Here is a 24,224-nt window from a genome sequence, read left to right as displayed (position 1 = left end):
GCCCGTGGACCCGCGTCGCCGCCCCCGGGGCCCTACCGGCCCGGCTAGGGTTCTCGGCTATGGCCCGTTTGCCCGTCTCGCGCCCGCGTGCGCTGATCGCGCTGATGGTGGCGATGATGCTGCTGTTCGCCGTCGCCTGCAGCTCCGATGGCGGCAGTTCGTCGCGGGCCTCGAACCTGTGCGCACCCCCCGGACCGTCGGCCGCCTCCCCCGCGCCGACGAAACTGGCGAGCGGTGCGACGGCCGGCGCCGACCGATACACCACCGCGACCACCGCGCCGCTGAGTTCGATCGATATCACCAAGCTCGGTTTGTCCCAGCCCGGGGTGCTCAGCGTGGGCACGCTCTCGGACGCGCCGCCGAGTATCTGCGTGGATCCGTCGGGGGCCTTCACCGGATTCGACAACGAACTGCTGAAGGCGATCGGCGCGAAACTCGGACTCCGGGTGCAGTTCTCCGGCACCGAATTCGCCTCGCTGCTCTCGCTCGTCGCCACCGGCCGGTTCGACGTGGGCTCGTCGAGCATCACCACCACCGATGCCCGGCGACAGCAGGTCGGCTTCACCAACGGCTACGATTTCGGCTACTTCTCGCTCGTGGTGCCCAACGGCAGTGCGATCCAGGGGTTTTCGGATCTGAAACCGGGCGTGCGGATCGGCGTGGTGCAGGGCACCGTGCAGGACGAATACGTCACCGGCACCTTGCATCTGGACGCGGTGAAATTCCCCGACTACAACACTGCCTACGCGAATCTGAAGACCGGGCAGATCGACGCCTGGGTCGCGCCCTCGCAGCAGGCCACCGGTGCGATCAAACCGGGTGATCCCACCTCGATCGTGCAGAACACCTTCAGCCTGGACAATTTCACCGCCTGGGCGGTGCGCAAGAACAATCAGCCGCTGATCGACGCACTGAATTCCGGCCTCGACGCGGTGATCGCCGACGGAACCTACGCCAAGCTCTATTCCGACTGGGTGCCGCGGCCGCTGCCGCCGGGTTGGAAACCGGGCTCCAAATCGGCTCCGATGCCGCAACTTCCGGACTTCGAGAAGATCGCGGCCGAACATCGGCACGGCGATCAGCAGAACGCTCCGAAATCGACCCTCGCACAATTGAAGGACACGTTCTTCGATTGGTCGTTGTACCGCAAGGCATTTCCCGAACTGTTCAAGACCGGCCTGCCGAATACGATTATTCTGGCGCTGGTTTCGGGCGTGCTCGGCACGCTCATCGGCATTCTGCTCGCGGTGGCCGGTATTTCTCGCACCCGCTGGTTGCGCTGGCCCGCCCGGGTCTACACCGACATCTTCCGCGGTTTGCCGGCGGTGGTGATCATCCTGTTGATCGGCCTGGGCATCGGCCCGGTGGTGAAGGGGATCACCGGGAACAATCCGTACTGGCTGGGCGCGGTGGCGCTGGCGCTGCTGGCCTCGGCCTATATCGGCGAGATCTTCCGCTCGGGCATTCAATCGGTGGAGCCGGGACAGTTGGAGGCCGCGCGGGCGATCGGATTCGGCTATCGGCAGTCGATGACGCTGGTGGTGATTCCCCAGGGCGTGCGGCGAGTGCTGCCGGCGCTGATGAACCAGTTCATCGCGCTGATCAAGGATTCCTCGCTGATCTACTTCCTCGGCCTGCTCGCCTCCCAGCGGGAACTGTTCGCCGTCGGCCGCGACCTGAATTCGCAGACCGGAAATCTGTCACCGCTGGTCGCGGCGGGCCTGGTCTATCTGCTGCTCACGATCCCGCTCACCCATCTGGTGAACTACATCGACCGCCGATTGCGCACCGGCCGCGCCGAAGCCGCCGCCGACGAAATCGACCAGGCTGTCATCACGGAAGGACGCGGAGCGTGAGCGACCAGGATGCCGACGGCGTGAGCGACCAGGATGCCAACGGCGTGCGCACCAGTTCCTCGCTGACCGGCGTCGATCTGCATCTGACCCTGGGCAACAACCAGGTGCTGCGCGGCGTCGACATTCACGTCGATGCCGGGCACACCACCACGGTCATCGGCCCGTCCGGTTCGGGAAAATCCACCCTGTTGCGGGTGCTGAACCGGCTGCACGAGCCCGATTCCGGCGATGTGCTGATCGACGGGGTTTCGGTGCTGGGGGAAAATCCGGATCGGCTGCGCCAGCGCATCGGAATGGTCTTTCAGCATTTCAACCTGTTCCCGCACAAGACGGTGGCGGAGAACGTCGCCCTGGGACCGCGGAAATTGCGCGGCCTGAGCAAGGAAGCGGCGCGGGCGCTGGCCCTGGAGCAGCTCGAGGCGGTCGGATTGGCGGCGCGCGCCGATACCCGCCCGGCGAATCTGTCCGGTGGACAGCAGCAGCGTGTCGCCATCGCTCGCGCACTGGCGATGAAGCCGGAATTGATGCTGTTCGACGAGGCGACCTCGGCCCTGGACCCGGAATTGGTCAAGGGTGTGCTCTCGTTGATGGCGGATCTGGCCGCCGGCGGTATGACGATGATCGTGGTGACCCACGAAATGGGTTTCGCCCGTTCGGTTTCCGACAGCGTGGTATTCATGGACCAGGGCAAGGTGGTGGAGTCGGGGTCTCCGGACCGCCTCTTCGCCGATCCGGAAACCCCACGCCTGCAACAGTTTCTGTCCCAGATCCTCTAACTGCCCGAACTGCTGCCGCTGAACGGCATATTGGCGAACTGCGCGAAATTGCCCTGCGCTCCGCTGTAGACGTTGAGGTCGGTATTGCCCGCGATACCCGGCACACTGCCGGAATCGGTGGTCTGCCAGAAGGTCCACGCCGGCCAGCCGCCGGGCACCTCGGGCTGGGCGTTGCCGCGATAATCGGCGATCCACAGTGGGTACTGGTGGAACTGATCGGAATCGGCCATCGCCGTCTGCCAGAACCGCGGGTAGGTGTAGATGATCGGCACCCGGCCGGTCAATGCCTGCACCGTGGTCAGATAGCGATGGGTCCAATCGATCAGCTCCGCCGGGGACAGCCCGCCGGAATTCTCCATATCCAGGACCGGCGGCAGATCCAGCGGGCCGTTCTGGCCGAGGACGACCGCGGCGTAGAGGGCGGCCTGCGGTTCCGGCGGCAGATCCGGATGGGCGTAGTGATAGGTCCCGCGCGCCACCCCGGCCGCGCGCATCAGCAGGCTGTCGGGGACGAAATAGGGATTGACGTAGTTCAGCCCCTCGGTGGCCTTCACCATGGCGAAGTTGTGCCCGGAGGCCCGGACCGCGAACCAGTCGATCAGACGGCCGTCGATGTGCTGCCAGGACGACACGTCCGGCCCGGTGGGTCCAGCGGAGGCGATACCGGTTGCCGAGAATATGCCGGCAACGGCGAGCAGCGGCAGGGCTGCGGTGAAGCGACGGACTTTCGGACGAGCCACGGTGCGTCGATACATGGCTACGAGAGTAGGCAGCCGAGGCGCTTGTGACCAGTGTTTACGCGTGACTCATCCGAGCCAGTCGAGGACCGCGGCTGCCGTCCACGACTGCTGCATGCTCCCCAGCGGATCCCCGGTGAACGGGTCGTAGTACTCCGCGAAGCTGCCGTCGCCCGCCTGCCGCAAACCTTCCGCACGCAGCATGAAGGACCGTTCGGCCCAGCCGCGGCGGGCGAAGACCCAGGAGAACAGCCAGCTCATCACCGGCCACACCGGCCCGCGCCAATATTCGCGCGGGCGGAAATCCTTCGACACCGGCGAGGTCGAGGGCGGCAGCGCGTAGCGCAGATCGGGGTGGCCGCAGAAGCGTGGCCCCTCGAACAGGCGCAGCAGACTGCGTTCGGTGGCGCGCGGCAGTCCGCCGCACAGCAGCGGCGCGAACATGGCCAGCGTTTCGGTGCCGATCCAATCGTCGGTGCGCAGGTCGAAGTCGCGCGCGGCGCCGGAGCGCGGATCGGCGGTGGCGATCACGCCGGCGCGGAAATAGTCGGCCCACTCGTAGAGCTCGCGCACATCGGCGTGCGGCATGCGGTAGTCCTCCCCGATACCGGCCAAGACCTCACAGGCCAGCGCGAAGACGGCGGTGACGAAGACGTCCTCCACGGCGAAGCTCATCGTCGAGGCCAGCTGGAAATCGTCGTAGCCACACCGACGCATTTGCTCCACAAGCCACAGGTAGCGGTCGTATTCGCGATCGGTGGGACGCTGCGCCGGGTCGACCACGTCGATATCGGCGCGCCGATACGGCGGCAGGTCGCCGACCACCACATTGGCGTAGGCGCGATCCCACCGCGGCGAATTGTCCATCCCGGACTCCCAGCCGTGATACAGGGTGATCCGGCCGTGCTGTTTGGGGTCGCGGGCATGCGCCAGCCAGCGATGCCAGCGCATCAGATCGACCCAGCGCCGATCCAGGAATTCCGCGGCGACCGCCCGGGTGGTGCGGCCGTGGCGCCGGGAGTGGTCGAGAATCCGCTGGACCGCGATCGCGTGCACCGGTGGCTGGGTGATGCCCGACGTGTCGACACCGGCGGGGGCGTTCGCCGCCAGCCGACGGCACTCCCACCGGCTCGGTCCCGGGAAATAGCCGTCCACGCCGTTGGCGAACACGATGTGCGGGATCATGCCGTTGCGCCATTGCGCGGAGAGCAGAGTGTCGAGTTCGACGACAGCGCGCTCCACACTCAGCGGGGCCAGGCCGACCGCGACGAAGGCGGCGTCCCAGCTCCACATATGGGGGTAGAGCTTGGGCGCCGCGCTGGTCATGGTCCCCAGATCGTTGCCGCGGAGCAGATAGGCGGCCCGGGCAGCCAGCTGAGTGGGGGTGAAGCCGGGACCGTTCATTTCCCTATTCTGCGACGTCACCTTCAGATATGCGCGGCGCCCGGGCGTCGCGTGCCGCACAGCGGCCGCCGCGGGGGCATGGTCCGGTCCGGTCACCTGTTCGGCAGTGTCCACCCTCATCGCCTCGTTCTGTGTCATGCGCGGTGTCCGTCCCCCGCCCGCCGCTGTGAACCGGTTGCTCGAGTCTGGATTACACCCATCGGCATCGGCTCGCCACCGATGGACGACAGATGTCCGGTCGCGGCGGTGCAATTGTCCGGACCCGCCCGTGCGATCGTCCGCCCCGCCCGGATGCGTAGCGCTGCGGTGGGCGCGCGGGGTTTACGGTGAGCACATGGCCGCACCTTCGGAAAGCACTGCCGCGCAGGATCTACCGACCGCGCTGATCACCGGCGCCAGCCGGGGACTGGGAGCCGCGATCGCGCGGGAACTCGCGGGGACGCATCGACTGCTGCTGGGCGCGCGTTCGGCGCAATCGCTGGCGAAGATCCGGACGGAACTTCCCGATGCCGAACCGTGGCCGGTCGATCTGACCGATTACGCCGCGCTGCCCGCGGCGACGGCGCCGATCGACCGTCTGGATGTGCTGGTGCACAACGCGGGCGTCGCCGAACTGGGGTCGATCGCCGACTCGTCGGTCGAGCTGTGGCGAAATACGCTGGAAGCCAATCTGATTGCCGTCGCCGAGCTGACCCGGCTGCTGCTGCCCGCCCTGCGCGCCGCCGGCGGCCATGTGGTGCTGATCAATTCGGGTGCCGGGCTGCGCGCCAATCCGCACTGGGGTGTGTACGCCGCGAGCAAATTCGGTCTGCGCGCGTTCGGTGACGCGCTACGGCTCGAGGAACCGCGCCTGCGTGTCACCTCCGTCCACCCGGGACGCATCGACACCGAGATGCAGCGCGCGATCGTCGCCTCCGAACAGCGGGATTACAACCCCGACGAGTTCTTGACCGCGGCGACGGTCGCCCGGGCCGTCCGCAACGCCGTCGAGACGCCACGCGACGCGCACCCGACCGAGATCGTGCTGCGCCCGATCGCCCGCTGAACCGGTGCTGTCGGCCGGGCTGAATGGGCGCTGAATCGGTGCTGCCGGCCGACGCGCCGGAACGACCGGTGCCCGGCCGGCGAGGGTGTCGAGGGTGCGGTAGCTTAGGGCAGAAATGACCTCCTACCAGGTGCGACGCCGGCATGGGTGACGCGCGATCGACTCGGCGGCAGCTGCTCACATTGCTCGCCGCGGGCACGGCGGTCGCCCTGACCGGCTGTACGACGGCCCACAGTGCGACCGGGGAAAGGGCGAAACCTGTCGCCGCGGCGGTCACCCCACCCCTGCCCCCGGCGCCTCCGTCCCCGCTGTTACGCCCGCCGCCAACCGGGCCGAAGACCGTGGCGACCTCGGGCACGATGACCGCATTGCCGGGCGCCGGCGCGAATCTCGCGCTCACCGTGGACGACGGCGCGAGCCCCGAGGTGGTCGGCGCGTATATCCGCTTCGCGCGCGACACCGGCGCCCGCTTCACGTTCTTCGTGACCGCCGCCTACGACTCGTGGACCGTGCACCGGGACGCGCTGCGCCCGCTGGTGGAGTCCGGGCAGATCCAGCTGGGCAACCACACCTGGGATCATCCCGCGCTCACCAAGATCTCCGGCAGCGCCGTCGCCGACCAGCTCCGTCGCACGAAAACGTTCCTGCACAACAACTTCGGCGTGGACGGAACGCCCTATTACCGACCGCCCTACGGGTACCACAACGCCGCGGTGGACCGGGTCGCCGCCGATCTCGGATATACGGTGCCGACGCTGTGGTTCGGTTCGCTGTCGGACTCCTCGATCGTCACCGAGGACTTTCTGATGCAGATGGCCGCGAAGTACTTCAACCCGCAGGCGATCGTCATCGGTCACGCCAACCATCCGGCCGTCACACACTGCTACGGCCGGTTGGTCGACATCATCCGCGAGCGCCACCTCTCGATGGTCACCCTCGACGACGTGCTGCTGCCGCCGCGCTGAACACCCAGCGCGGGAGAGACTTACGCGACGACGTTGACCAGCTTGCCGGGGACCACGATGACCTTGCGCGGGGTCTTGCCGGCCAGGAATTCCAGCAGCTTCTCGTCGGCGAGCGCCGCCGCCTCCACCGCCTTCGCATCGGCGTCCGCCGGTACGCTGACCCGGCTGCGGACCTTGCCGTTGACCTGGATCGGATATTCGACCGAATCCTCCACCAGCAGTGCGGGATCCGCGATCGGGAAGGGCCCGTGCGCCAGCGCCGTGGTGTGGCCCAGGCGTTCCCACAGTTCCTCGGCGATATGCGGTGCCATCGGTGCCAGCATCAGCACCAGCGGTTCCACCACCGTGCGCGGGGCGCCCTGCGGGTACTGCTTGGTCAGATGGTTGGTCAGCTCGATCAGCTTCGCGCCTGCGGTGTTGTCGCGCAGGGCGGCGTAGTCGGCGTCGACACCGTCGATCGTCTTGTGCAGCAGGCGAAGGGTGGCATCGGCCGGCTCGGCGTCGGTGACCCGCGCGGCCCCGGACTCCTCGTCGACCACCAGGCGCCACACCCGCTGCAGGAAGCGGTGCGCGCCGACGACATCCTTGGTCGCCCAGGGACGCGAGGTGTCCAGCGGACCCATCGACATCTCGTACAGCCGGAAGGTGTCCGCGCCGTACAGATCGCACATCTCATCGGGGGAGATGGCGTTCTTCAGCGATTTGCCGATCTTGCCGTACTCCTGGAAGACCTCGATCTCCACGCCGGAGGTGTTCGTCCAGAAGAACCTGCCGTCGCGCTCGACCACCTCGGCGGCCGGGATGTAGGTGCCGCGCTCGTCGGTGTAGGCGAAGGCCTGGATGTAACCCTGGTTGAACAAGCGCCGGTACGGTTCCGGGCCCGACACCTCACCCAGATCGAACAGCACCTTCTGCCAGAACCGCGCGTACAGCAGATGTAGTACCGCGTGTTCCACGCCGCCGACGTACAGATCCACGCCGCCGGGGTCGTTCGCACCGTGTTCGGCCGGGCGCGGGCCCAGCCAGTAGCGCTCGTTCTCCGGCGCGCAGAACGCCTCCGTATTGGTCGGGTCGGTGTAGCGCAGCTGGTACCAGGAGCTACCGGCCCACTGCGGCATCACGTTGGTGTCGCGGCGATAGGTCTTCACCCCGTCGCCCAGATCCAGTTCGACGGTCACCCAGTCGGTGGCCTTGGCCAGCGGCGGCGACGGTTCGGAATCGGCGTCGTCCGGATCGAAGGTGACCGGCGCGAAGTCGCGCACCTCCGGAAGTTCCACCGGCAGCATGGATTCCGGCAGCGGATGCGCCGCGCCCTGCTCGTCGTAGACGATCGGGAACGGCTCGCCCCAGTAACGCTGGCGGGCGAACAGCCAGTCGCGCAGTTTGTACTGGATGGTGCCCTTGCCGTGGCCGTCGCGTTCCAGGCGCTCGACGACGGTGGCCTTGGCAGTCTCGACGTCCAGCCCGTTCAGGTAGTCGGAGTTCACCAGCAGGCCGTCGCCCGAATACGCGGACTCCGAGATGTCGCCTCCGGCAATGACTTCCACGATCGGCAGGCCGAACGCCCGCGCGAACTCCCAGTCGCGCTGGTCGTGGCCGGGTACCGCCATGATCGCGCCGGTGCCGTAGCCCGACAGCACATAGTCGGCGATGAAGATCGGCAGCTGCGCCCCGTTGACCGGGTTGGTGGCGTAGGCGCCCAGGAAGACGCCGGTCTTCTCCTTGTTCTCCTGCCGCTCCAGATCGGACTTGGCGGCGATCGACTTGCGGTAGGCCGCAACGGCTTCGGCCGGCGAGGCGGCGTCGAAGGTCCACCGGGGGTCGACGTCGGCGGGCCACTGCGCGACGGCCAGCCGGTCCACCAGTTCGTGTTCCGGGGCCAGCACCACATAGCTCGCCCCGAACAGCGTGTCGGGCCGGGTGGTGAAGACCTCGATGTTCTCCCCGTTCGCTGTATCGACGGTGGCGCTCCCGGGGCGCTCCGTGGTTACGCCGGCTGCCTCCTCCGCGCCCGTCGCTCGCACCACGGCGAACGAGACCTCGGCACCACGCGAGCGCCCGATCCAGTTGCGCTGCATGGCCTTCACGTTGTCCGGCCAGTCCAGCAGGTCCAGATCGTCGACCAGGCGGTCGGAGTAGGCGGTGATGCGCATCATCCACTGCCGCAGGCGTTTCCGGAACACCGGGAAGTTGCCGCGCTCACTGCGGCCGTCGGCGGTGACCTCCTCGTTGGCCAGCACGGTGCCCAGTCCGGGGCACCAGTTGACCATCGAATCCGATTGATAGACCAGGCGATACGAGTCCAGCACCGCGCCCTGTTCGGCGGGCGACAAGTCGGCCCACGCGCGACCGTCCGGGGTGGGGCGCTCACCCGCGGCGAATTCGGCCACCAGATCCGCGATCGGGCGGGCCTTGTTCGCCGAGGTGTCGTACCAGGCGTTGTAGATGCGCAGGAAGATCCACTGCGTCCACTTGTAGAACTCGGGGTCGGTGGTCGCGAACGAGCGGCGCCGGTCGTGGCCCAGGCCCAGCCGGTCCAGCTGGCGCTGCATGGTCGCGATATTGGATTCCGTGGTCACCCGCGGATGCGCGCCCGTCTGTACCGCGTACTGCTCGGCGGGCAGGCCGAAGGCGTCGTAACCCAGCGCATGCAGCACGTTGCGGCCGTGCATGCGGTGGTAGCGCGCGAACACATCGGTGGCGATGTAGCCCAGCGGATGGCCGACGTGCAGACCCGCACCCGACGGATACGGGAACATGTCCTGGATGAACAGCTTGTCGGCCGGGGTCTCGCCGGCCAGCGGGCCGACCGGATTCGGCGCGTGGAAGGTGCCGCGCTCCGCCCACACCCGCTGCCATTTGCCCTCCAGGGCGCCGGCCAGTTCCGCGTTGTAGCGGTGCGCGGGCACATCGGTTCCGGGAAGCGTGGGCAGGCTGCTTTCGGGCCCGTCACCCCGGCCGGTCGATGCGCCGGCTGTATCGGTTGCACGAGTGTCCTGCACGGTCCTGCCTTCTTGTCGCCGAGTTCCCCTGGTGAACGTCTGTGGACAACGTCGTCACTCAGGGTAGAGCGTGCGCACGTCAGCACCCAAAAAGGGGTGAGCGGGTCGTTCGCGGCGGCGGCGAGCCCCGCGGGCGCCCGGTTTTGATACCGGAGTACCGTATTCCGGGTGTTCGTGGTCGCGCTCCTCCTGTTTCTGCCGGCGGCCGTGGCCGTCGTCACGGGTGTGCTCGGGCTGACCGGCACCCTGCCACCCAATCGCTTCTTCGGTGTGCACACCGAAGAAGCCCTCCGCACCGAAGAGGCGTATCGCGTCGCCAACCGCGTCGCCGGGCCCACCTCGGTCGGTGCGGGTCTGCTGCTGGCCGCCGCCGGTGCGATCGCGCTGGTCGCGACGGTATGGGTGGGCTTGGCTGCCGCCGCGGTGGCACTGGTCGTGGCCCTGTTCACGCTGGGGGCCGGGGTCAACGCGGCCAACGACGCGATCGCGGGGCTCGCGCCCGCCGAGGTCGGCGGCTGTGGCAACTCCTGCGGCGCGTGCTCACTGCGCGACGCCTGCCAGCCCGCCAATTGATCCCTCCGGTGTCCGGCCGTCCGGTATGACAGGCCCGCTCACGGTCGGCTTCGACCTCGACATGACCTTGATCGACTCGCGTCCCGGCATCCGCGCCTGCTATCGCGAGCTGTCGAGACGCACCGGCACCCCCATCGACAGCGATCTGGTCGTCACCCGCCTCGGGCCGCCGCTGGAGCACGAGCTGGCCAACTGGTTCCCCGCCGACCGCGTCCCGGCGGTGGCCGATATGTATCGGGCCATGTATCCGGATTTCGCGATCACCGGCACGGTGGAACTGCCCGGCGCCCGCGCGGCGACAGCGGCGGTCCGGGCGCTGGGCGGCCGCGTGATCGTGGTCACCGGCAAATACGAACCCAACGCCGAATTGCACCTCACCCACCTCGACATTCCGGCCGACGCCGTAGTCGGCGACCTGTGGGCCGAACAGAAGGCCCAGGCCCTGCGCGACCACGAGGCGAGCGTGTACATCGGTGACCACATCGGCGATATGCGCGGCGCCCGCGCGGCGTCGGCGTATGCGGTCGGGGTGACCAGCGGTCCATGTGACGCGGCGCAGCTGCGGGCCGCCGGCGCCGATGTCGTCCTGCGTGATCTCACCGAATTCCCCGGTTTGCTGCGCGAGCTCGCGAGCTGATACCAGGCAGGCGCACGTCCTATCGCCGGTCCGGGTCGCACTCCGGTGCGGGGATCGAGCGGGAGAGCGGACTACCGGCCGGGAGCACGTAGAACACCGTGAGCCGCAAGGGTTTTCGCGTGCGGTTGCGGGCGGTGTGGGCGTGGGCGGCGCCGGCGGGCTCGCGAAATATCCGCCCCGGGCGATAGGCGACCGGGACGCCGTCGGTGCCGGGATGGTCGAGAGTGCTGCCGGTGACCAGGACGAACAGCGTGCCGTCGTGATAGTGCCAACCACTGTCACCGCCCGGTTCGACGATCGTCTGCCGGAGCAGGAACTGCCACCGCGCCACCCGCAGCCGTATCAGCACCCGGCTGCGAGTACCGGCGGCCGGCTGCGGATTGGGCCGAAACGTTCCGAGGACGGGCATGGCACCGATGATGCCGGATACCGGTCGGCCGCGTACCGGGTCAGCCGCGCGGCGCGTACATGATCACGGCGACGCCCACCAGGCAGGTCGCCGCGCCCGCCACATCCCAGCGGTCCGGCCGGAAGCCGTCGAACGCGATGGCCCACAGCAGCGACCCCGCGACGAACACACCGCCGTAGGCGGCCAGGATCCGGCCGAAATGAGCATCCGGCTGGAGCGTCGCGACGAATCCGTACAGCCCCAGCGCGATCACCCCGGCCCCCGCCCAGGCGAACCCGCGATGCTCACGCACCCCTTGCCACACCAGCCACGCCCCGCCGATCTCGGCGAGCGCGGCCAGGACGAACAGCAGGATCGAGCGCACCACGGTCACGAACGGCGAGCCTACGAGACTCGGTGCCGGTGGATCCGGACGGGACGGCCGGCGCGTTGCCGGCCGCGGCGTCTAGACGATCCCCAGTGCCAGCATCGCGTCGGCGACCTGGGTGAAACCGGCGATGTTCGCACCGGCGACGTAATCGCCCGGGGTCCCGTACTCTTCGGCGGTCTCGAGGCAGCGGTCGTGGATGCCGCGCATGATCGTCTCGAGGCGCTGTTCGGTGTGTTCGAAGCTCCACGAATCGCGGGAAGCGTTCTGCTGCATCTCGAGTGCGCTGGTGGCCACCCCGCCCGCATTGGCGGCCTTGCCCGGTGCGAAGGTCACGCCCGCGTCGACCAGCAACCGGGATGCCTCGGGGGTGCAGGGCATATTGGCGCCTTCGGCCACGATGGCGCAACCGTTGTCGATCAACCGGCGGGCATCGCTGCCGTTGAGTTCGTTCTGCGTCGCACACGGCAGCGCGATATCGCAGGGCACCGCCCAGATCGAGCCGGAATCCACGAAATACGCCGAGCCACGGGCGATGTCGGGATATTCGTGAATGCGCCCGCGCCGGTCGTGCTTGATCTCCTTGAGCAGTTCGAGATCGATACCCTTGTCGTCGACGATGTAGCCCGAGGAGTCCGAACAGGCGACGACGGTGCCGCCCAGTTGGTGCACCTTCTCCACGGCGTAGATGGCGACATTGCCCGAGCCGGAGATCACCACGCGTTTGCCCTCGAAGCTGTCGGCGCGCCGGTCGAGGATCTGCTCGGTGAAGAAGACGGTGCCGTATCCGGTCGCCTCGGGGCGCACCTGCGAGCCACCCCAGCTCAGCCCCTTGCCCGTGAGCACGCCGGATTCGTAGCGGTTGGTGATGCGTTTGTACTGGCCGAACAGATAGCCGATCTCGCGACCGCCCACGCCGATATCACCGGCCGGAACGTCGGTGTGCTCGCCGATATGCCGGTAGAGCTCGGTCATGAAGGACTGGCAGAAGCGCATCACCTCCGCGTCCGACCGCCCCTTCGGGTCGAAATCCGAACCACCCTTACCGCCGCCGATCGGCATTCCGGTGAGCGCGTTCTTGAAGATCTGCTCGAATCCCAGGAATTTGACGATGCCCAGATAGACCGACGGATGGAACCGCAGACCGCCTTTGTAGGGGCCGAGCGCGGAGTTGAACTCGACCCGGAAACCGCGGTTGATCTGCACCGTGCCACTGTCGTCGACCCACGGCACGCGAAAGATGATCTGCCGCTCGGGCTCGCACAACCGCCGGATCACCGCCGCGTCGACGTACTGGGGATGTTTTGCGACGACCGGTCCGAGGCTGTCGAGCACCTCGCGCACGGCTTGGTGGAATTCCGATTCACCGGGGTTGCGCTGCAGTACCTCGGCATAGATGTCCTGCAGCTTCTCGTCCAGGGCGGCCATGGACGCACTCCTTCCGGTCGTCGACGGCGCCGACGACCCGGGCCGGATGGCACCGGCCCGGGCCCGATCGGCCTCGTTCCTACGTTCTCACGCGAGGACGACGGGGTTTCGACCGGTATGTCCGTTAATCACTGGGTAGTAGCTCAGTTGGTCTTGCGGCGGAACAGCGAGCGCGACCAGAGATAGCCGACCACCGCGAAGCCGACGCACCAGACCACCGCCGCGATGCCGTTGCCTCCGATGGCCGTGCCCATGAGCAGTCCGCGCAGCGTTTCGGTCAGGGGCGTGAAGGGCTGGTACTCGGCGAATTGCCGGACACCGGCGGGCATGGTGTCGGTGGGAGCCAGGCCGCTGCCGAGAAAGGGGAGGAAGATCAGCGGAGTCGGGGTATTGCTCGCGCTCTCCGGTGTTTCGGCGGCCAATCCGAAACCCACTCCGAGCCATGCCAATCCGAAGATCACCAGGGCGATGAGGCCGAAGGCGGCGAGCCATTCCACGACGGTGGCATCGGGACGGAAGCCGATCAGCGCCGCGACTGCGACCATCAGGCCGACACCCAGCACGCCTTGGATCACGGTCCCGGCGACCTGGCCGGTGAGGATCGAGGAATGTGCCATGGGCATGGTTCGGAACCGGTTCACGATGCCCTTGGTCATATCCGAGGCGATGGCCACCGCGACCCCGACCACCAGATAGGCCGGAATGATCAGCATCATGCCGGGGACCAGGTAGTCGATGTAACTGCCGCCGGTGGCTTTCTCCAGTGCGCCACCGAAGATGTAATTGAACATCAGCAACATCACCAGCGGCATGATGAACATGCTGATCGTCATGCCGGGATAACGCTTGGCGTGCACCAGGTTCCGGCGCAGCATCGTGCGGGAGTCGGCGAGGGTGTGCGTGGTCATCGTGCGGATTCCTTCTCGGGTGCGGTGCGGCCGGTGAGGGCGAGGAAGACGTCGTCGAGATCGGGGGTGTGCACCGACAGGCTTTCGGGCTCGATGCGGGCGCGGCCGAGCCGGTCCAGAACATCGCGCAGCGAGGCGACGCCGCCGTCGCTGGGCACCGCCAGGGTCGAGTCCGTGGTCGTTCCGCCGAGTAGTTCGGCGGCGCTGCGCAACTGTTCCTCGTCGCCGAAGGTCAGGCGGATATGTCCGCCCGGCACAAGGCGTTTCAGCTGTTCGGGCGTGCCTTCGGCGACGATGTGGCCGTGGTCGAGCACCGCGATCCGATGCGCGAGCTGGTCGGCCTCCTCCAGATACTGGGTGGTGAGGAAGATGGTGACGCCGTCGGCGACCAGTTCGCGGATGATGTCCCACATCCCGCGCCGGCTGCGTGGATCGAGGCCGACCGTGGGTTCGTCGAGGAAGATGATGCGCGGCTCGCCGACCAGGGTCATCGCCAGGTCGAGCCGGCGCGTCATACCGCCGGAGTAGCTCCCGGCCACCTTGTCGGCGGCGTCCAGCAGGTCGAAGCGGGTCAGCAGGTCGTCGGCGATGCGCCGGCCCTCGCCACGGGGCAGATGGTGCAGATCCGCCATCAGCAGCAGGTTCTCGCGACCGGTGAGCAGTTCGTCGACCGCCGAGAACTGCCCGGTCACGCCGATGGCGGTGCGGACGGCGTCGGGTTCGATGACCGGGTCGTGGCCCCCGACGCGCAGGTTGCCGTCGTCGGGCCGGGTCAGGGTGGCGAGGATGTGGACGGTGGTGGTCTTGCCGGCGCCGTTGGGGCCGAGCAGCGCGAAGATCCTGCCCTCCGGGACAGTGAGGTCGATACCGTCCAGCACCACGTGGTCGGCGAACGATTTCCGCAGACCGGTGGCCGATATGGCCGGTGAACTCATGGTCGTCCTTTCATAATAAGATTGCGATGAATGCATGCGTCGACCGAGCCGTGTCCGCGGGATTTCGGCGGACAAGGAGGGTCGATATCGAGTTGTCGTGCGGCCGAGGCTAGTTCGGCTCGAAGTGGTCGATCAGATGTCGAGATCCTCGATCTGCGGATGCTCGGTCAGATCGCTGATGCGGTTGTACAGCTTGTCGGGAACCCTGCCTTTCAGGTCGGCCGGTGAGTCGTAGATGTCCATGGTGAATTCGCCCCAGTCCGGATCGGTGACGCCGAGCATCCGCCGCCAATTGGTCAGATCTTTCAGCCAGTTCGTGTCGGTCGGGTAGTCGGTCCATTCCGAACGCTGCCGGTGCAGCACGAATTTGCCCTTGCGCGTGCGGAATACGCGAATGCGCTCGAAACGCTCGTCGCCCATATCGCTCGACTCGGTGAGCAGCACCCCCGAGAATCGCACCTGCCGGGCGCCGTTGTGGCCGACGCGCAGGACGATCTCGTCGAATCCCTGCAGCCGACCCTCCTCCAGCTCGATGTATCGGCGCAGTGCCGTCACGATCGCACCCGAGAGATTGCCGCCGACCAGCTCCTGCGCGCGCTGGAACAGGGGGAGATCGTCATCGGAGACATACACGGTCTTGTTCGGCATGGCCCAACTATACGTAGATGTATACATACACACAAGTGGATCCTTTTGCGAAGGCACGCGGGAACGGTGAACCGGTCGGGTGCGTGCTTCGTATCCCCGCTGAGTGCGTTCGTTCCGGCAGCGCGGCCGGCTTCGGAACCCATACGGGAAGGAGCGGCGATGCCGTCACGACTGGTCGACTACCTGGTGCAGGCCGTATCGGACATGGGAGTGCGACACATCTTCGGCGTCGACGGCGCCAACATCGAAGATCTCTACGACGCGGCCCACGACGCCTCCGACCGAATCACGGCGGTGGTGGCCAAACACGAATTCGCCGCCGCCACCATGGCCGACGGTTATGCCCGTTCCACCGCGGGTCTCGGCGTCGTCTGCGCGACCTCCGGTGGTGGAGCGATGAATCTCGTTGCCGGACTGGCGGAATCGCACGCCTCCCGGGTGCCCGTGCTCGCGTTGGTGGGGCAGGCGCCGACCGGTCTCGAAGGTAAAGGCGCCTTCCAGGATTCCAGCGGCCGAGCCGGAACCTTCGACGCCGCCGAACTTTTCGACACGATCGCGCTGTATTGCGCACGGGTGGAGACGCCCGCCTCGCTTCCGGACCATCTCTCTCGCGCCGTCGCGGCCGCCCGAGCGGGCGGGCCGGCGGTTCTGCTGCTGCCCAAGGATGTTCAGCAGGCCGAACTTCGCGCCGGCCCGTTCGTCGCACCGCGTCCGGTACACGGCCGGGACGACGCCGGTATCGAGCGGCTCCTGGAGGGGCTACAGGCGGCCCGGGCGGTCGGCAAGGTCGTGATCATCGCGGGCGCGCAGGTCGCCCGCGACGATGCTCGTGCCGAACTGCGTGATCTGGCAGCGGTTCTCGACGCCGGGGTCGGCGTCGCGCCGGACGCCAAGGATGTGTACGACTGCACCGAACAAGGATTTCTCGGTGTCGCCGGAAGCATGGGCCATACCGAACTGGCCGACGCCCTGCACGGCAGCGCCCTGTGCCTGCTGGTCGGCACCCGGATGCCGGTCACCGCGCGCGCCGGACTGGAATCGGTGCTGGGCGCGTCGACGGCATCGGTCGGCGGTGAGCCGCCCTACCTTCCCGCGGTCCACGCCACCAGTACCGATCTGGCCGCCACACTCCGCGAACTCACATCGGCGCTGAGTGCCGGCGCGGGCCGGGTGCACCGGGTGGATCCCCGGCGCCCGCGGACGCCGGACCCGCTGCCGGTGCCGCCCGCGGACGGACCGGGCCTGCGCTATCGCGACATCGTCGAAACACTCAACGGCACACTGCATTCCGATACCGATGTCTTCGCCGACGCGGGCAATACCGGGGCATCGGTGGTGCATCATCTCCGCCCGCCGCGCGGCGGCCGCTTCGTCGTCGCCCTCGGTATGGGCGGTATGGGCTACGCCTTCGGCGCTGCCATCGGGTCCTGTTTCGCCCGCCGGCACCGCGACGACGGGACCGAGCGGCGCACCGTGGTCGTGGCCGGCGACGGCGCCTTCTACATGCACGGCATGGAGATTCACACCGCGATCCAGTACGGGCTGCCGGTGACCTTCGTTGTACTCGACAATTCCGCGCATGCCATGTGCGTGACCCGGGAGCAACTGTTCTACGGAGATCGCTACAGCTTCAACAGATTCCACAAAGCACATCTGGGAGCCGGCATGGCGGCGATGTTCCCGGATCTGCCCTCCTTCTCGCCGGCGACGCCGACCGAGCTCGCGACAGTGCTGTCGTACTGCCTGGAAACGCCCGGGCCCTCGTTCGTTTCGATCGATTGCGATCCCGACGAGATACCGCCGTTCATCCCCTTCCTGTCCGCATCGAGGAGGAATCCGTGACCATCAGCACCGCACCCGCTCTCAGTGATATTCCCGATCTTCCGCACCGCGCAATTCCCGGGTTGTTGCGCATCGAGAATTCCGATCGCGAGGAGACCACGCCGATCATCATGGATATGCTGCGCTCGGTCTATCCCCACGACCAGATCTTCGGTCAATTCTGCCCGGTGCAGGACTACATCGCCGCACCCCCGCGCGAACTGTACGAATACCTCTCGCACACACAGAGTTTGGAGGAGTGGACCTACAGTCTGCGCGGATTCACCGAAACCGCCACCCCGGGGCTGTGGGAATCATACGACCGGCTGGGCAAGGACACCCGGATCTTCACGCGCACCGAGGCCAATCCGGATGCGATGACCGTGGATTACCACTGTGCGTGGGATCAGGGTGAACACCTGTGGATGATCTATCTGATGCGGGTCGTCGACGCCCAGGTGGTGTTGAACAAGCCCGGATCGGTGGTGCTGTGGACCAATTGCCGGCACCCGTTCTACGACGCGAATCCCTACCCCGACAAGGCCCCGGCAGGCCGCAAGGTCTGGGTCGGCGATTTCTGGGAGATGTTCTCCGCCGGACACCGGCTGGAGCTGGACAACCTGAAAGCGATCGCCGAATACCGTGCCGCGCACGGACTTCCGATCACCCCCGAGTGGATGAAGTGAGGATACGCCGAGATGGATTTCACCGATCCCGCCCTGCGGCTGGCACCGGTCAGTCTGGTCGATGTGGCCTGCTATCTGCCGGGTGAGCCGGTAGGTACCGAGTACTTCACGCAATTCTCGCGTTCGGAGCGGATGGCGAAGAACGTCATGTTCCGCGCGCCGCACGGTCGCCATCACAAGGGCCGCGACGAAACCGCCGTGGATATGGTGGAACGCGCGGTCGCGCCGCTGATCGATCGGCACGGCGCCGGCACGCTCGCCGATATCGACGTGCTGCTCACCCATACCCAGCTCCCCGACAATCCGGTCATGGGCGCCGGGCCGGAGGTGGCGCGGCGGCTGGGGATGAATCCGAAATGGGTGTTCGACGTGCACAATGGCGGCTGCGCGGCATTCATCCACATGATGATGCTGGCGCGGATGATTCTGCAGACGACCGACGCCCGCACCGCCCTGATCGCGACGACGCAGAACACCGCGGGTCCGGTCTTCACCCAGACCGAGATTCGCAAACTCGCGCAGGCGCCGGTGCCCGGGGACGGCTGCGGGGTGGGATTGCTGGTCAAGGACAACAGTGCGCCGATCCTCGATATCGAATGCCGCACCTTCCCGGAATTCGCCGGGGATATGGATTTCTCCACCGGCTCCGAACGCAAGTACTGGGAGCCCGGGGAAGGACAGGGCTGCGTGAGTTTCACCGAATCGAAGGTGACCAAGGTCTTCGCGCGCGGCAACCGGCTGGTCCCGGAACTCGCCCTCGCGGTATGCGACCGCATAGGGGTGAAAGGCCGCGATATCGACACCTTCGTCACCAATCAGCCGAATCGGCTGTTCCTGCGGAACTGGCACGATGCGCTGGAACTGCCCGCGGAACGGCATCCGGATTCCTTCGACCGGTGCGGAAATCTCTTCGCCGCCGGCATTCCGGTGACCCTGGATATCGAGAACCGGGCCGGCCGGTTGCGCAACGGGTCGGTGGTGCTGCTGGCGGCCTTCGCCCATGCCGGGGATTTCGCGGCCGCGGCCGCGGTGCGCTGGGGTGCGGCGTGATGGACTCGTCCGCCCGTGAACCGGCGGTGACGCAGCCGATACCGCCGCCGCGGTTCGATCTGACGCTCAGCGAAAACCCCTTTCCGCCACTGCCTTCGGTGCTCGCGGTGGTGAACGAGGCGATTCGCGGCGCCAATCGGTATCCGGAATTCGTGCCCCGGCGGCTGCCGGCCGTGATCGCCGCGCACCTCGGCGTCGACCCCGATCAGGTGGTCGTCGGTGCGGGGGCGACCGGTGTGGTGCTGCAGATCATGCAGGCGGTCTCGGGGCCGGGGCGGCGCATGGTGTTCGCGACTCCGACCTTCGACGGCTATCCGATCATGGCCGCCATGGCGGGTCTGGACGTCGTGGGAGTTCCCCTGGATGCGAGCGGACGGCAGCGGCTGACGGCGATGGCCCGGGCGGTGGACGAGCGTACGGCACTGGTCGCGATCTGCCGCCCCCACAATCCGACCGGGACCGTGGCGCCCGCCGCGGAGCTGAAGGCTTTCCTGTTCGGTGTGCCGCGGCATGTTCCGGTGATCCTGGACGAGGCGTACGTGGAATTCCTGGCCGATGCCGAAACGATCGACCCCTGCGAACTCGTCGCGCACTATCCCAACCTCCTTGTGTTGCGCACCTTTTCGAAGGCGTACGGCCTGGCAGGACTGCGTATCGGCTATGCGTTCGGCGCGCCGGAACTGATCGCGCGGGTGCGGCGACTGCAGCTTCCGTTCGGCATGCCCGACTACGCCGTCGCCGCCGTGCGCGCCTGCTATGCCGCCTCGGCGGAGCTCGCCGAACGGATCGCCGATATCACCGCCGAGCGCGAACTGCTGCGAACCGCTCTGCGGCACAGGGGTTTCGCCGTGCCGTGCAGCCGCGGCAACTTTCTCTACCTGCCGGGGCCCGTGGCCCACGCGACGCTGGCGGGCGCGGGGATCGCGGCCAAGGGTTACCCGGACGGCAGTGCGCGGATCGCGGTCGGTGATCCGCGTGCCGATGCCGCGGTACTGCACGCCTTCGACGGCCGTGCCGAGCCGGTGCCTCGGCCGCGCCCGTCACCCGTGCAGGCCGCGGAGGATCGGTGCGCCCACCTTCCGGTCAGAGTGTGGCGGTAAATTTTCTAGCAGCGCTAGACAAGCTAGTCGAACTCATCTACTGTTGCCACAGAAGCTAGCAACGCTAGATGATGACTAGGAGTCTTCCCATGCTGACCACATCCGCGCAGGTGCTCACCGTGCTGGCCGTTCTCACCAACGCCATCGTCTACGGCACCGATGCCGCCGCCACCCTCATCTTCCGACCCGTCTATCGCAAACTCGACGACGCGACGATGACGGTCTCGGCCGGATGGGGGCACTACTACGGCGACCGGCGAATGCCCTTCGCCGGCGCCGGTGGGGTGATCAGCACCGTGCTCGCCGTCGTCGTCGCGGTCGTGGCGGGAGCCGCCGGTGCCGCGGTGGCGGCCGGGATCGCGCTGCTGGCGCTGCTGAGCTGGCTCGGCCTCTACGCGCGGATCGCCAAGCCGATCAACACCGCCCAGACGCAGGCGGCGCAGACCGGCGTCATCCCCGCCGATGCCCGTGCGCTGCAGGACAAATGGGAGAGCATCCTCGGTTACCGGGTCGGCCTGCAGGCGCTCGCCCTCGCCGCCCTGTGCACCACCCTCGTCCTGCTGTGAAGCCGAGCCGCGACTCGCGACAGCGCGCCGCGGCTCGCGCAATTTCGAGTGAGATCAGCGGTACCCGTACTTGTGCCAGTTCGACAGCACACGCTGCTGGATCTCGGCGGGCCAGCCGTTGTCGAAACTGCCTTTGACCGGCCGCCTGCCACCGGGATACAGATCGGCGAGCAGACAGTTGTAGACAACCTTGCCCGCCTTGAAGCTGTGCGACTCCTCTTCGGACAGATAGACAGCCAGCTGATCGGATACCGCAGGTGGATAATGGAATTCGCCGCGATCGACGTCGGGATGCGAGCGGGTGGCGAAGGCCCATACCACCTCGTCGAGGGCGGTGATGTCGACATCGTCCTCGACCACCAGAATTTTCGGCGCATTGACCGAGGTCTTTCCGGTGAAGATCACCGCCGCGATCCGATCGATCAATTCGTGTGACGCCAGTCCGGTGCTCTCGTGCCAGTCCTGGCGTATCGCCAGCGTCAGCCAGTGCACGGCGGCCTCGAAGTTGTACCAGGCCGACGAAACGGGTAATCCCCTCTCCCGCAACAGGTACAGAATCTCCGCCGCGCTCGTTGTGCCGATGATCGTGTGGTCCTCCTCGACCGGCGGGCCGGCCGCCACGGTCGGCTGAATGGCACCGTCTCGGTAGGTGATCGCGGAAACGTGGAACACCTGCTTCGGCGTCGCCTCGGTGGCGTTGTATCCCGGGAACTCGTTGAACGGACCTTCCATCACCGTTTCGTCCGGCGAGATATGGCCCTCGATAACGATTTCCGCGGTCGCGGGCACCATCAGATCGACCGTTTCCGCCGGAACGACCTCGATGCCCTCACCGAACAGCGCTCCCAGATAATGGCTTTCGTCGGCGCCTTCGGGCAACGGCATGCCGCCCACCCACGGCAGGGCCGGTTCCACGCCGATGGCGAGCGCAATGGGCATGGGAGCGCCGATCTCGGTCCATTTCGACCGGATGATGCCCAGATGCTGCGGCGCCGGAATCAGGCAGGCCAGCGTGTTGCGGTCGGCGATCATCATGCGGTTGATCGACCAGTTCGTCCATGAGCCGTCCGGGGTGCGCACGATATTCATGCCGTATGTCTGGATGTAGCGGCCGCCGTCGTTGCCGTGCAATTTGGGTGTGGGAAAGGCGAATAGATCGATATCGTCGCCCAGCATCACATTCTCCTTGCACGGAGCCTGGGCGCGCTCGACCACGACCGGTGCGATTCCCGGCTTGCTCCGGGCATTCGCCAGCAGATCGACGATCTGCTGGCCCGAGGCGTCGGCCGGCAAACCGAGCGCGAGCGCGATGCGAGCGAGGGGATGGCGTGGCCCGGAGAGCGCACCCGGTGCGCCGAGCACTCGGAATCCCGTATCGCGATAGCCGGTGATATCGGTGAAAAGCGGTGCCGGCGCGTGCAAGTCATAGGACCGGCGGATGATCGCGCCGATTTCCAGATCCCAGTCGACCTCGGCGTCGATGCGCTGAATCTCCCCGATGTTCTCCAGTTCGGCAATGAACTCGCGCAGGCTCTTGAGGTGTTTGAGCGGCGTATTCGACCGAGTCACAGTTGTTCCTCACACTTTCATTCGCCCCAGCGGGGCATATCCGGTACGTCGATGCTCAGCAGATCCAGCGCTCGCGCGACGGTATGCTCGACGAGTTCGTCGATACTGCTGGGGCGCAGATAGAAGGCGGGCACCGGTGGCATCACGATCCCGCCCATTTCGGTCACCGCCGTCATTGCCCGCAGATGCCCGAGGGTCAGCGGGGTTTCGCGCACCAGCAGAACCAGGCGGCGACGCTCCTTCAAGGTCACATCGGCCGCTCGGGTCAGCAGATTGTCGCCATTGCTGTAGGCGATTGCCGACAGGGTGCGAATCGAACACGGCGCCACCAGCATTCCCGCGGTCCGAAACGATCCGGAGGCAATGGCGGCGCCGATATCGGACGGCCGGTACACCACATCGGCCATCGCCGACAGATCCTTGGCGCTCAATTCCGTTTCGTATTGCCGCGTCTGCTGTCCGGCCGGAGTGACCACCAGGTGGGTCTGCACCCCGGCCTTTCGCGCGAACTCGAGCGCCCGTACGCCGTAGGCGATTCCGGTGGCTCCACTGATCCCGACGACCAGCCGCGCCGGCCGCTCGTCCACTCCTTGTGACACCACCTCAGCCTCATCGGAAACGGCGTATCGCGGTAGGTCCGAACGCGCCGGTCACGGGACCGAAGACGTCAGTTCACGCCGGCAGCCACTTATCATGGGGGAGTGGACAAGTCCGTTCCTGCGTATAACGCGGTAATTGTCCGTTGTGTACTGAAAACCGCGGCGGAGGGACTCGATATTCGCGCGCTCTTGCGCGACTCCGGAGTTCCCGAGAGCGTTTTGACGAGCGAATACGGCATGGTCACCAGCGGTGCCTATCTGCGCCTGTGGGAACGCGCCGAATTCCGTCAGCCGTCCCCGGACAGCGCGTTGCGCATCAGCACGACCTACCACCTGGGTAAGCACGGCATCTTCGATTACCTGTTCAGTACCGCCGCGACGGTCGGTGAGGGGCTGGCCACCGTCCGGCGCACCGGTACCGCCATGGCGACCAACCACCGCTACACGGTGACCACCGACGAATTGCGCGGTGAACAGACCCTGGGGCTGGAACTACTGGAGGGCGACGGTCGCGGTGCCGAACTCACCGTGCAGGCCTCGTTCGCCAGCACCGTGGCCCGTATCCGGCTCGGGAGCGGCCGATCGGTGTCACCGTCGCGGATCACATTGCGGCAGAGCCCGCCTCGTTCGCACCGGGCCTTCGCCGAAGCGTTCGGTACCGCGCGCATCGACTTCGACGCACCGGCCGACACCCTGACGCTGCGCACAGCCGATCTACACCTGCCGCTGCCGACCGCCGATCCCGCACTGGCGCAGATCGTCCGGCGCTATGCCACGATGATCGCGACGCCGCTGCTGTGCGAGCCGACCTGGCCGGATCGCGTGCAGCGCGCCCTGGCCAAGGCGCTGCCCGAACGGGATGCGACGCTCGAGACGGTAGCCCGCCGGCTCGCCGTGAGTCCCCGGACACTGCAGCGCCGCCTGGCCGAATCCGGAACGAGCTGGCGGCGGGAACTCGATCGGGCGCGGCGGGCCGTCGCCGGCACCCTCGCCGAGACGACGACCCAATCCGCCCTGGCGTCGCGACTCGGATATTCCGACGCGCGGGCATTGCGGCGGGCCGCGCGCCGGTGGAAATCCGATATCGCCGGCGAAATCGCGGTGGACGGCGATATCGTTTCCCGGCGGATCGGCTGACGGCGG

23 protein-coding genes are annotated in these 24,224 nt (G+C 67.1%); 12 read left to right on the top strand and 11 right to left on the bottom strand.

Annotated elements, in window-relative coordinates; genetic code table 11:
- Positions 1–59 precede the first annotated feature (59 nt).
- Both NN2_RS07285 and NN2_RS07280 read left to right on the top strand, forming a co-directional pair.
- Positions 60–1,856 carry an ABC transporter substrate-binding protein/permease gene (locus NN2_RS07285; RefSeq protein ID WP_063011530.1) on the top strand — a complete coding sequence of 599 codons (1,797 nt, stop codon included), beginning with the start codon at positions 60–62 and terminating at the stop codon, positions 1,854–1,856.
- A gap of 44 nt (positions 1,857–1,900) precedes the next feature.
- Entirely contained in the window at positions 1,901–2,632 is a 732-nt protein-coding gene (locus tag NN2_RS07280) for an amino acid ABC transporter ATP-binding protein (RefSeq protein WP_156511246.1), read from the top strand.
- Here NN2_RS07280 and NN2_RS07275 read toward each other — a convergent pair.
- Both NN2_RS07275 and ggh read right to left on the bottom strand, forming a co-directional pair.
- A complete protein-coding gene (locus NN2_RS07275) occupies positions 2,629–3,387 on the bottom strand; it encodes a glycoside hydrolase family 25 protein (protein ID WP_063011527.1) in 759 nt (252 codons plus the stop codon). The two genes, NN2_RS07280 and NN2_RS07275, sit on opposite strands and share 4 nt — an antisense overlap.
- 51 nt (positions 3,388–3,438) lie before the next feature.
- Entirely contained in the window at positions 3,439–4,773 is a 1,335-nt protein-coding gene (gene ggh / locus NN2_RS07270) for a glucosylglycerate hydrolase (RefSeq protein ID WP_063011578.1), read from the bottom strand.
- Positions 4,774–5,107: 334 nt separating this feature from the next.
- Here ggh and NN2_RS07265 point away from each other — a divergent pair, with 334 nt between their 5' ends.
- Positions 5,108–5,818, top strand: coding sequence for an SDR family oxidoreductase (locus NN2_RS07265; protein ID WP_063011525.1), 711 nt, complete (start codon positions 5,108–5,110; stop codon positions 5,816–5,818).
- Positions 5,819–5,961: 143 nt separating this feature from the next.
- Positions 5,962–6,783: a polysaccharide deacetylase family protein gene (locus tag NN2_RS07260; RefSeq protein ID WP_063011523.1), complete on the top strand. Its 822-nt coding sequence runs from the start codon at positions 5,962–5,964 to the stop codon at positions 6,781–6,783.
- A 20-nt stretch (positions 6,784–6,803) separates the two neighbouring features.
- Here NN2_RS07260 and leuS read toward each other — a convergent pair whose 3' ends face one another.
- A complete protein-coding gene (gene leuS, locus NN2_RS07255) occupies positions 6,804–9,716 on the bottom strand; it encodes a leucine--tRNA ligase (protein WP_063011576.1) in 2,913 nt (970 codons plus the stop codon).
- Between the two features lie 237 nt (positions 9,717–9,953).
- Between leuS and NN2_RS07250 the strand changes: the two genes are divergently transcribed.
- Positions 9,954–10,358, top strand: a complete 405-nt coding sequence (locus tag NN2_RS07250; RefSeq protein WP_030514190.1) for an SdpI family protein — start codon at positions 9,954–9,956, stop codon at positions 10,356–10,358.
- A gap of 25 nt (positions 10,359–10,383) precedes the next feature.
- Positions 10,384–10,995 carry an HAD family hydrolase gene (locus NN2_RS07245; protein WP_063011521.1) on the top strand — a complete coding sequence of 204 codons (612 nt, stop codon included), beginning with the start codon at positions 10,384–10,386 and terminating at the stop codon, positions 10,993–10,995.
- Between the two features lie 19 nt (positions 10,996–11,014).
- On the opposite strand, the gene NN2_RS07240 is transcribed toward NN2_RS07245, so the two are convergent.
- The 6 genes from NN2_RS07240 to NN2_RS07215 all read right to left on the bottom strand — a co-directional run bounded on the left by NN2_RS07240 (position 11,015) and on the right by NN2_RS07215 (position 15,690).
- Positions 11,015–11,404 (bottom strand): cupin domain-containing protein, encoded by a 390-nt coding sequence (locus tag NN2_RS07240; RefSeq protein ID WP_063011519.1) that lies wholly within the window; start codon positions 11,402–11,404, stop codon positions 11,015–11,017.
- A gap of 40 nt (positions 11,405–11,444) precedes the next feature.
- Positions 11,445–11,777, bottom strand: coding sequence for a YnfA family protein (locus NN2_RS07235; RefSeq protein WP_063011517.1), 333 nt, complete (start codon positions 11,775–11,777; stop codon positions 11,445–11,447).
- Between the two features lie 72 nt (positions 11,778–11,849).
- Positions 11,850–13,199, bottom strand: coding sequence for an NADP-specific glutamate dehydrogenase (gene gdhA, locus NN2_RS07230; protein WP_063011515.1), 1,350 nt, complete (start codon positions 13,197–13,199; stop codon positions 11,850–11,852).
- A 143-nt stretch (positions 13,200–13,342) separates the two neighbouring features.
- Positions 13,343–14,107 (bottom strand): ABC transporter permease, encoded by a 765-nt coding sequence (locus tag NN2_RS07225; protein WP_063011513.1) that lies wholly within the window; start codon positions 14,105–14,107, stop codon positions 13,343–13,345.
- Positions 14,104–15,042: an ATP-binding cassette domain-containing protein gene (locus NN2_RS07220; RefSeq protein WP_063011511.1), complete on the bottom strand. Its 939-nt coding sequence runs from the start codon at positions 15,040–15,042 to the stop codon at positions 14,104–14,106. The genes NN2_RS07225 and NN2_RS07220 overlap by 4 nt, the downstream gene beginning before the upstream one ends.
- Before the next feature lie 132 nt (positions 15,043–15,174).
- Entirely contained in the window at positions 15,175–15,690 is a 516-nt protein-coding gene (locus NN2_RS07215) for an EXLDI protein (protein ID WP_030514196.1), read from the bottom strand.
- A 159-nt stretch (positions 15,691–15,849) separates the two neighbouring features.
- Here NN2_RS07215 and NN2_RS07210 point away from each other — a divergent pair, with 159 nt between their 5' ends.
- The 5 genes from NN2_RS07210 to NN2_RS07190 all read left to right on the top strand — a co-directional run bounded on the left by NN2_RS07210 (position 15,850) and on the right by NN2_RS07190 (position 20,913).
- A complete protein-coding gene (locus tag NN2_RS07210) occupies positions 15,850–17,532 on the top strand; it encodes a thiamine pyrophosphate-binding protein (protein WP_063011508.1) in 1,683 nt (560 codons plus the stop codon).
- The gene (locus NN2_RS07205; RefSeq protein ID WP_063011506.1) at positions 17,529–18,197 is read left to right on the top strand and encodes a hypothetical protein; all 669 of its coding nucleotides are present in this window, start codon (positions 17,529–17,531) and stop codon (positions 18,195–18,197) included. The genes NN2_RS07210 and NN2_RS07205 overlap by 4 nt, the downstream gene beginning before the upstream one ends.
- 12 nt (positions 18,198–18,209) lie before the next feature.
- Complete coding sequence (locus NN2_RS07200; protein WP_063011504.1) at positions 18,210–19,247, top strand: 3-oxoacyl-ACP synthase III family protein; 1,038 nt, start codon at positions 18,210–18,212, stop codon at positions 19,245–19,247.
- The gene (locus NN2_RS07195) at positions 19,247–20,347 is read left to right on the top strand and encodes an aminotransferase class I/II-fold pyridoxal phosphate-dependent enzyme (RefSeq protein ID WP_174554951.1); all 1,101 of its coding nucleotides are present in this window, start codon (positions 19,247–19,249) and stop codon (positions 20,345–20,347) included. The genes NN2_RS07200 and NN2_RS07195 overlap by 1 nt, the downstream gene beginning before the upstream one ends.
- 89 nt (positions 20,348–20,436) lie before the next feature.
- Complete coding sequence (locus tag NN2_RS07190; RefSeq protein WP_063011502.1) at positions 20,437–20,913, top strand: hypothetical protein; 477 nt, start codon at positions 20,437–20,439, stop codon at positions 20,911–20,913.
- 54 nt (positions 20,914–20,967) lie between these two features.
- Here NN2_RS07190 and NN2_RS07185 read toward each other — a convergent pair whose 3' ends face one another.
- Together NN2_RS07185 and NN2_RS07180 are read right to left on the bottom strand one after the other, a co-directional pair.
- Positions 20,968–22,482 carry a UbiD family decarboxylase gene (locus NN2_RS07185; protein ID WP_063011500.1) on the bottom strand — a complete coding sequence of 505 codons (1,515 nt, stop codon included), beginning with the start codon at positions 22,480–22,482 and terminating at the stop codon, positions 20,968–20,970.
- Between the two features lie 17 nt (positions 22,483–22,499).
- Positions 22,500–23,084, bottom strand: a complete 585-nt coding sequence (locus NN2_RS07180) for a UbiX family flavin prenyltransferase (protein WP_245658581.1) — start codon at positions 23,082–23,084, stop codon at positions 22,500–22,502.
- A 99-nt stretch (positions 23,085–23,183) separates the two neighbouring features.
- On the opposite strand from NN2_RS07180, the gene NN2_RS07175 reads away from it, so the two are divergent.
- The gene (locus NN2_RS07175) at positions 23,184–24,218 is read left to right on the top strand and encodes an AraC family transcriptional regulator (RefSeq protein ID WP_063910702.1); all 1,035 of its coding nucleotides are present in this window, start codon (positions 23,184–23,186) and stop codon (positions 24,216–24,218) included.
- Positions 24,219–24,224: the final 6 nt, after the last annotated feature.

This window comes from Nocardia nova NBRC 15556 (genome assembly GCF_001613005.1).
Classification (GTDB): Bacteria; Actinomycetota; Actinomycetes; order Mycobacteriales; family Mycobacteriaceae; genus Nocardia; species Nocardia nova.
This window is presented reverse-complemented; position numbering and strand designations above follow the sequence as displayed.

Bases quoted from the DNA above. Each gene is read 5' to 3' on its own strand.
- NN2_RS07195 (WP_174554951.1), top strand. From the start codon at position 19,247: ATGGACTCGTCCGCCCGTGAACCGGCGGTGACGCAGCCGATACCGCCG.
- NN2_RS07210 (WP_063011508.1), top strand. From the start codon at position 15,850: ATGCCGTCACGACTGGTCGACTACCTGGTGCAGGCCGTATCGGACATG.
- NN2_RS07265 (WP_063011525.1), top strand. From the start codon at position 5,108: ATGGCCGCACCTTCGGAAAGCACTGCCGCGCAGGATCTACCGACCGCG.
- ggh (WP_063011578.1), bottom strand. From the start codon at position 4,773: ATGAACGGTCCCGGCTTCACCCCCACTCAGCTGGCTGCCCGGGCCGCC.
- NN2_RS07190 (WP_063011502.1), top strand. From the start codon at position 20,437: ATGCTGACCACATCCGCGCAGGTGCTCACCGTGCTGGCCGTTCTCACC.
- NN2_RS07225 (WP_063011513.1), bottom strand. From the start codon at position 14,107: ATGACCACGCACACCCTCGCCGACTCCCGCACGATGCTGCGCCGGAAC.
- NN2_RS07220 (WP_063011511.1), bottom strand. From the start codon at position 15,042: ATGAGTTCACCGGCCATATCGGCCACCGGTCTGCGGAAATCGTTCGCC.
- NN2_RS07260 (WP_063011523.1), top strand. From the start codon at position 5,962: ATGGGTGACGCGCGATCGACTCGGCGGCAGCTGCTCACATTGCTCGCC.
- NN2_RS07240 (WP_063011519.1), bottom strand. From the start codon at position 11,404: ATGCCCGTCCTCGGAACGTTTCGGCCCAATCCGCAGCCGGCCGCCGGT.
- NN2_RS07215 (WP_030514196.1), bottom strand. From the start codon at position 15,690: ATGCCGAACAAGACCGTGTATGTCTCCGATGACGATCTCCCCCTGTTC.
- NN2_RS07285 (WP_063011530.1), top strand. From the start codon at position 60: ATGGCCCGTTTGCCCGTCTCGCGCCCGCGTGCGCTGATCGCGCTGATG.
- NN2_RS07200 (WP_063011504.1), top strand. From the start codon at position 18,210: ATGGATTTCACCGATCCCGCCCTGCGGCTGGCACCGGTCAGTCTGGTC.
- NN2_RS07275 (WP_063011527.1), bottom strand. From the start codon at position 3,387: ATGTATCGACGCACCGTGGCTCGTCCGAAAGTCCGTCGCTTCACCGCA.
- NN2_RS07245 (WP_063011521.1), top strand. From the start codon at position 10,384: ATGACAGGCCCGCTCACGGTCGGCTTCGACCTCGACATGACCTTGATC.
- gdhA (WP_063011515.1), bottom strand. From the start codon at position 13,199: ATGGCCGCCCTGGACGAGAAGCTGCAGGACATCTATGCCGAGGTACTG.